The organism is Ruegeria sp. Ofav3-42 (assembly GCF_022347725.1).
In the GTDB taxonomy this organism is placed as follows: Bacteria; Pseudomonadota; Alphaproteobacteria; order Rhodobacterales; family Rhodobacteraceae; genus Ruegeria.
The window spans coordinates 141,990-149,656 of the sequence record NZ_JAKRGB010000013.1 but is presented as its reverse complement, the minus strand read 5'-3'; the positions used below and the strand labels follow the sequence as shown (position 1 = coordinate 149,656).

Below are 7,667 nucleotides of genomic sequence, written 5' to 3'. Positions count from 1 at the left end.
CTCGCCTGCTTCCTGTTCCTTGATCATCTGGATGATCTGTTCGTCGGTGAATCTCGTCTTCATTTGTCCGTCCTTAAGTTGGGCGGACTCTACACAAAACTGGAGGAGATTCAGGGGCTCAGGTCACCAACCATAAATGTGAAATGGCATCCTGCGTGTGAGCAATCTTGGAGGGATTTGATCGGGGTCTTGCAATGAGATAGGGGTTTTCTTAGAATCCTCACCATTCGTTGGCTAATCAATTGTACTCCCATGATCGGTTATGTGGTCCATTGGTTCGAATGGTTTTTGATCATCTGGCTTGGTTTATTGAGCTTTTTGGTCGCCAAAAGTTTGTTCAAACCAACCGCGCCTCGAAAGGGCCTGCTCTACTGCAATGGCGCTGATTTTATCAATGCTGAACGTGTCCCGCTATTTCTAGTGACAATTGGTTTTGCGTTTTACTACACAATTCAGACCTTAACTTTGCCCCTATCGGAACTGAAGCACCCAGACAACGGCTATTGGATGCCCGAGGTTCCGGAGGAATTTTTATATATTTTTTTTGGAGCCCAAGCCAGTTTCATAACGGGGAAGATCTTTCGCGTATTTCAACCAAATGGGGGACGACAGTAATGACTGGACTAAGAGGTATTATTGTAAGCGTTTTGGTCATGTTTGCCGTCTTTGCGCTCGCAGCTTATGCAGTTTTATCCGGCATAAGAGCGGTCGATATCGCTCTGATAGGATTTATCATTTTCGGCACCATCATTGTTTTGTTCGCCGCTGGCGTGCTCTACCAGATAGGCACCGGGCAAATCTCCCTCTCCGGGATCATTTCTGAGCCCAGAGAGGGGCCTTCAGATGCAGAAGGAAATCCCAAAGCATCTCTGTCGCGGTTTCAGTTTCTGGTGTTTACCTTCGTCGTTGCCGGTCTTTTCTTGATGCTTTCGATTGAGGCCGGACAATTCGTGAAAATTCCTGACAGTGTGCTTGTTTTGATTGGTTTAAGCGGCACGGGCTTCCTGGTGGGCAAGGCCACGAGCACCATCCGGGAACCTGAAACGCCGGAAGATGCATCCAAACGCAAAGTGGCCGAAGCAAAGGAACTCAGACGCAAAGCGGAAGAGTTGGAAGCTGAAGCCGAAGACCTAATTGAGCCAGTCAAAAACGGGGAATGATATTGCATCAGGTCGCACCCCATTCGTCTAAAGAGATGAGGTCTCGCAAGTGTTTGTTGGGAGCCTATCGCCCCCTAATCCTTGCCATCTGTACTTTACCATTTGCGCCACAATTGGCGGCTAAGACAGATAATAGCCCCTGCCCTCCGCAAGAAACATTCGACATAGCAGAGGAAATTGACCAAACAGTGGGTTTCCCCGATCTGTCTCACCTAGATCCGCCTTTTGATGAAGGCACGTTCGAGCGCGTGTGCTCAGACCGGTTGTGCCTGGACCATGACCCCAGGACCAAGTCCGCTATCTATGTCGCGGCCAAGTTGAACCGATCCGTCGTCTGCGGGGATAATAATCGACCGAAGAATTGGAAAGTTGAAAACCGAGTAAAAACGGATCGTGTGGCACAGAATGCAGAGTACACCAGCTCAGGATTTGCGCGTGGTCATCTGGCGGCATCAGCAGATTTTCAAGCAAAATTCGAACATATGGAAGACACTTTCTATTTCTCCAATGCGGTGCCGCAAATTCAGGACGGCTTTAATGGCAGCTACTGGCGATACCTAGAAGATTACATCCAAGATCTGGCGATGAATGGGCACGAGATGATCGTTATCACAGGCCCCGTTCCAATGCCGCCTGATGGCAAGGAGACGGTGGTCACCGAAAATCAGAACGCCTGCGGAATCGAAATTCGTCTGCCGGGCTTTCAGAAACATGGCAAGGCCAAAATCTGTGATGAAAATGACAGTGACAACAATGTCGCAAAAGAATGCATTCCACCGACCGGTGTCACGATCCCCGCAGGTATGTTCAAGATAGTCTACCAGATTGATCAAGATGAAGCGTTTGCATTCTTAATGGGAAACTACGACCATCGAGAGACGCACAAGGATAAGCCTCTGAAGGATCTGGACAATAACCAGTACCTTGAGCTACATAGGGTTTCTATTGATGTCATCGAAAAGCTTACAAACATCGACTTTCTGACCCGTCAGTATTCAAGACGCGAAGACATAATTGAAGAAAGTTGTATTGCGACACCTTGGCATTGAAGCACATTATCGCGGTGCGAACGATTAAGTGAGTCTTCATTTGTATCTGTAGTGCGATATCCCTCTTGGAAGGCGCAATTTATGCCAGCGCAATCACTCCGGAAAACTATGCCATTGCAATCCTACAGGCGGTCTGATCCGATAAAGTATCAAAAGTAATTTTGAGGCCCAATGTCTAATCTTTTGAGTACCGAGAGTGCGCTTTCGGCTGTCAACGAAGCAAGCTCACGTGCCAGGTCGGCGTGGCTCGTATTGTTGTCTCTAGGCACATTCCTTGCGGTTACCTTGGCTTCAATTACGCATCATGACTTGTTATTCGATAAAGCCATCGCGCTTCCGGTATTGGACGTTAGCCTACCGCTATTTTCTTTTTTCGTTATCGCACCAACCCTATTTCTGACACTGCATATTTATTTTCTCGTTGTATTGTACCTCCTTAGTAGGCGTGTGTCAGTTTTTAGAGATACTCTGACGAGAGAGTACCGAGTAGAAGCGGATCGCAGGCGGGTCCGAGCGAAACTCGATCCCTTTATTGTGCTTCAGCAGATCACCGGTGACGTAGCGAGTGTCGTGCCGCGATTTCTTCTAAGTGCGGCAGTTTTGGTAACGGTGATCGCGGCACCCGCTCTAATCCTGCTCATATTCCAGCTTAAATTCTTACCGTACCACAGCCAGTGGGTGACTTGGTGGCACCGCACCTTGATACTTGCTGACGTTGCCTTCCTTTGGTTGCTATGGCCAGCTACGCTGCATCCCAGCGGTAAGTTTTTTCCGGCATTTTTCTCTCCATTCGTAGAGGTTAAAAGGGTGTCATCAATGATGGTCACTGCACTCTACGGGCAATACTCCCGAGAGTTGCAGGCCCCCAAAAAGACGTTGTTAGAATTGCTTCGTTTGGTGTGGGCGGAGTATTCCCGACTACGTGATGTCGCGACACCGATACAGTCAATTGCCTAGGCCATAGTTTTTAGCTTAATTCTCGTTGGTTTCTCAATGTTCGTAGTAACAATCCCAAATGGTGTATTGGAAAACTGGATGAGGTCGACAGGCCGCTTCGACTTCCAGACCCAAGAGCGCGGTGATAGTGTTTGGACGGTAACGCAGAACTTTTTCAACAGCGACATTAATTCAAATACTGGTGCATTCTTATTCGCCCGGAATCTCAGAATTGAAGGGAGCGCGGCTTTTGCTTCCAAGCCCGCCACGGTGAGGCTTGTCGGCCGCGACCTGCGGAAGGCGGCATTTTGGAACGTGGAGCTCCAAAATGTGGACTTCTCAGGCGCGCAGCTCCAAGGGGCAGTTTTCTGGAGCGCAACACTGGACCAAAGTCAATTTAACTGCGTGGATAATGAGAATAAAAAACACTGCTCTAACCTTACCGGCGCCGAGTTTAGAGGAAGCTCGCTCAACAGGGCCAGTTTTAAGTCAGCACACTTGAATGATACCCGCTTTATCGACGTCACGGCAAATGGCGTGAACTTCGAAGGTGTCGAGATTCGTCAGGCGCATTTCGTAGGAACCCGTTTAGCTGGCTCGAACTTTCATGGATCAATGCTTGCTGAGACTTCCTTCTTGAGAAACGGCAGCTATCCAGAGGACATTACAGATATTCGAGGTGCCGACTTCACCAATGCACATCTTATACGAGTTGATTTCTCTGGAGCAGATCTGTCAGGCGTTGACATGCGTGGCGCGGAAATTGACCAAGTATTGCCCCCGGAGGAAAAGCCGAGAAATTTTGACCAGAGATACATCACAATCACAAATTCCGACAATCCAAACAGTTTCTGGAATGCGCGTGCTGACCAAAGACCAGACCCAGACGAATTGAGCAAGTTCCTTGCAGAGCTTGGGTGCTACAACGATCAGCACGGCGGTACCGCACTTGGCATCATTAGGCGAGCTTCCCGCAGAGATGTGATAGCATTCAATGGAGATTTGGGAAAACTGACGGAGATGCTGTTGGTGCAACCTTGCCGCGGCACCGCTGCGCTAAGCATCCAAACCAAAATAGAGATGTGTAGCTCAGCCAATCTATGGATAGAAGAGTTTGATCTTTCCGCATGCCCCGCCGAAGCGCTGTCTCAGCAATAGGGTTTAGCGGAGTTCAAATAATTTGGTTATGCAATTGATGCATCTCGCACCCTGGCACTGAACTTTATCCTAAGGAATATTCTGGGCGGCAGACCAACACCGGCGAAAGGGCTTCAGTCTGAGGACATGATCGGTAAAAAGAACGAGCTTCAATGCGTGAATGGTGTGATGCCACCGGCAAAGGACGCTAGTATTGGTGCCGCCAAAGCAATGCCTGCCCGCAGGACCTCGCCTGCGCCTTCCTTCAGACCGTGGGATTTCTTCCAGTCTTCGACGTCGAAGATGGCTTCGGTCGCCCCGCTCTGCCCGGCCAAGCGGGCCAGCCGTTTGATCCGGCTGTCTAGGATCAGAGCGACCGGAATGTAAAAACTGAGCATCAACAGACAAAAATAGGTTCCGGTGAACAGCGCCGAGGCGGTGATCAATGAGCTGTAGGTGGCCTTGGCGGAATCCAGAATCAGAGGCATAGGCCAGTACATCCAGCTTGTAGCGAAAAACATGCCGAAGGTCAGAATGACGCTGGACAGGTACAGTTGCTGTCGCATCTGGTGCATGTTCCGTGCCAGTTCCTCGGCATTTTCTTCGACGTCGTCACTGTCTTTGGAGGCCAGACACAGGATCATTCCCGCAATCAGCGCACCAACGGCAAGCCCGGCCAGCGCGTTGATGATGTCCAGAACCCGTCTGAACATCGAAAACACTGGAATATCCCCGCACCTGCCCAGCAGCCACAAGCCATCAGGTTCCAAACACCCCGGCAAGGAACCCCGTGACAAGGCCGTTTCAAACACAGCCTTGCCGACCTGATGGTAAATCCGGGGGTTGGTTGATGCCATAGCCTGCTGGATCGTGGGTGTCAGCGCTAGCATGAAGATGATCAGCGCGGTAAAGCAGGCGCCAATTCTGGTACCCCGCGCGGTGGGTTGCACCAAGTTGCGGATTAACAACGCCACCGGTAGCAAGGCAAGGGCGGCAAAGAACCAGGAGGCCGCAAGAAACCGGAAACGGCCAACCGCCTCAAGCCAGGTGTTGTCATCATTCAGTATCTCTAGCGGCACATCCAGGTCCGAAGCGATCAGATGGCCAAGGATCAGCTCATGAATTCCAAAAACGCCCACCGGCAGCAACGCGATGGCAAAATAACGCAGTTTTACTCGACGGTTAGACACGTCCGACCTCTTGCGTTGCCGAAATCTATACTAAAATTCGTAACACAATTCAGGGCGATCGGCACCGGTTTAGAAAGGCGTAAGCGAGGCTTAATATGGCGGTGGAAGTCTGCTACGGGCTTCAACTGCCCCAGTGGCATTGCCAACTTGTTTGCTGTGACGGGAATTTTGTACGCAGTCGCCATTTGGACACTTAACAAGATTTCTGCTATCGTTACTTTGTCTGTTACGGCAATCGTATTCAATTTTTTTGCTGTGTCGGGTAAGATATCATGGCTATTAGGTTGGATATTCAATCGTCTGATCTAGACGATGAAGCGCTGTCGACATTTGTAGCGCAGCTTGATCGTGAATTGAACAACGCGGCCGGGGTCAGGTCTGCTCGCGCAAAGCGCAAACCCGCACCTGGAGAGCGCGCCTTTGAGTTATTGCTTGATCCCCAGCTCTGGATTGAAGTTGGACAATCAGCCGCTGTGTCGTCGTTAATCCAAGTTTTGAAAGCTTACGTTATTCGAGAAAAATCCGTCAAATTCGCATTGCGTACAGAAGGCGGCGCAGAGATCGCATTTGACGCTAAAAACTTCAGTGAGGAGCAGGTATTCAACGTCCTATCAAAGCTTGCCCCGGATGCCTCGCAAACTTCGTCTCAATCTGTTGCTGAAACTGATCAATTAGACGTTACAATCGAGCTTTTCGATCCCCCTCAGAAGCAAACTGAACACAGTCAAACAAAGCGGAAGATTGCAATTGTCGTCGGAATGGACAATTTCGAAGACCCTGAATTGGACGATCTGAGCTATGCACGTAACGACGCTACAGCGCTTCACAACCTGCTGCAGGGTGAGACTGGCGAACAATTTGATCATGTCGAATTGATAACCCAAGGAAACCATTCCGATGCGCTGACAACGATTGAACGGATAACCACCGAGACACAGCGCAGCGATCTATTACTGATCTATTACGCGGGTCACGGTTTAGTGCGAAACCAGAAGTTACACTTGGCATTTACCAACACGCGCTCAGATCTCGTCCATTCAACAGCTTTGAAATACGGCAACCTGCTCGATGTTGTTGAGCAAGCAGCGGCGCGCTTCCGATTGGTCATACTCGATTGCTGCTACGCGGGTGCAGCTGGGGAGGATGCCTCTCGTTCGGCGCTGAGCGAGCAACTCAAAATGGAGCTTGGGGCGAACAGCCGCACGTTGGTGATGACTTCGGCCACCAGCACACAAGTCGCTCGGGAAGCAAAAAGCTATCGACACGGCGTGTTCACCAAGTACCTCTTGGATGGATTGAAGGGTGAGGCTGACAGAAATGGTGATGGTTCAGTCGATACTCGCGAGCTTTTTGATTACCTCGAAGAGATGATGCAGGTTGAACACCTTCAGCGCCCGCAAAAATTCAACTTTTCAGGCAGTGGTGCCGTCACCCTACGTAAAACCGGTTTGCAACCACATCGAGACCTCGCTCGGCGTTTACGAAAGCAGGTCAACGACTTGCAGCATGAGGGCCTCCTTTCGGAGAGTCAGTCGGACCGGATAACCGGATTGTTAAAACTGAATCTCGACCAAATGGACCCGGTGCAGCGTCGCCGTTTTCGACTTTTAGAAGCTCATTTAATTGACGATTTCAAACCAGGATTGTTTTTCGATGAATGGGAACGGTTGAGTGTAAGCAAAACTTCTACGCCGCGAAAGCAGTCGAAGCAGCCACCGCCTGAAACTTCAAATGCAGTGAAATTCGGCGAGAAATGGGCTCATCTAATGTCTGGTGCAAACGAGGCAATTACCTCGGCCAAGCAGCGCGCGCGTGAAACAAAGGACACCTTGCAAAACAAAATGTCTGATTCAGAAACTCAAACCTCCGCGACACCGAAAAAAAGGCCATGGAAGTCACTAACTGCGTGGGACAAGTTCATGCGTGTCTGCAGTTATATTGGTCTATTGTTTGTAGTTTTATTTGTGTTTTTGTTCATCGTAGCGTCAGGCATGTGAAGATACCAATTCGTATAGGTCGGAAAGTTCTGCGATTCAGTCACCTGACGAATCGAAATGCGTACACAGAATGAATGTCCGGTTCAGGAAAGCTGCAGTGCAGCGTTCTTGCCAGCGCTCAAGTTCCGGTATGGGCCGCCCGCGAAGACGGCCCGCTCTCTCAGATTTCAACAGCTTCAGAGATCGCCAATGCATCTT

7 protein-coding genes are annotated in these 7,667 nt (G+C 50.0%); 6 read left to right on the top strand and 1 reads right to left on the bottom strand.

The annotated features are described in order from the left end of the window. From MHN28_RS18385 to MHN28_RS18365, 5 genes are all read left to right on the top strand, one after another. The coding region (locus MHN28_RS18385; protein ID WP_239344028.1) for a hypothetical protein at positions 1-198 on the top strand (198 nt) is incomplete at its 5' end. Between the two features lie 54 nt (positions 199-252). Next, positions 253-615: a hypothetical protein gene (locus tag MHN28_RS18380; protein ID WP_239344027.1), complete on the top strand. Its 363-nt coding sequence runs from the start codon at positions 253-255 to the stop codon at positions 613-615. Next, a complete protein-coding gene (locus MHN28_RS18375) occupies positions 615-1,160 on the top strand; it encodes a hypothetical protein (protein ID WP_239344026.1) in 546 nt (181 codons plus the stop codon). The genes MHN28_RS18380 and MHN28_RS18375 overlap by 1 nt, the downstream gene beginning before the upstream one ends. Before the next feature lie 56 nt (positions 1,161-1,216). Beyond that, positions 1,217-2,209 (top strand): DNA/RNA non-specific endonuclease, encoded by a 993-nt coding sequence (locus MHN28_RS18370; RefSeq protein WP_239344025.1) that lies wholly within the window; start codon positions 1,217-1,219, stop codon positions 2,207-2,209. Between the two features lie 993 nt (positions 2,210-3,202). Beyond that, positions 3,203-4,303, top strand: coding sequence for a pentapeptide repeat-containing protein (locus MHN28_RS18365; RefSeq protein WP_239344024.1), 1,101 nt, complete (start codon positions 3,203-3,205; stop codon positions 4,301-4,303). 149 nt (positions 4,304-4,452) lie between these two features. On the opposite strand, the gene MHN28_RS18360 is transcribed toward MHN28_RS18365, so the two are convergent. Further along, positions 4,453-5,472 carry a hypothetical protein gene (locus MHN28_RS18360; RefSeq protein WP_239344023.1) on the bottom strand — a complete coding sequence of 340 codons (1,020 nt, stop codon included), beginning with the start codon at positions 5,470-5,472 and terminating at the stop codon, positions 4,453-4,455. A gap of 272 nt (positions 5,473-5,744) precedes the next feature. On the opposite strand from MHN28_RS18360, the gene MHN28_RS18355 reads away from it, so the two are divergent. After that, positions 5,745-7,469 (top strand): caspase family protein, encoded by a 1,725-nt coding sequence (locus tag MHN28_RS18355; protein WP_239344022.1) that lies wholly within the window; start codon positions 5,745-5,747, stop codon positions 7,467-7,469. Positions 7,470-7,667: the final 198 nt, after the last annotated feature.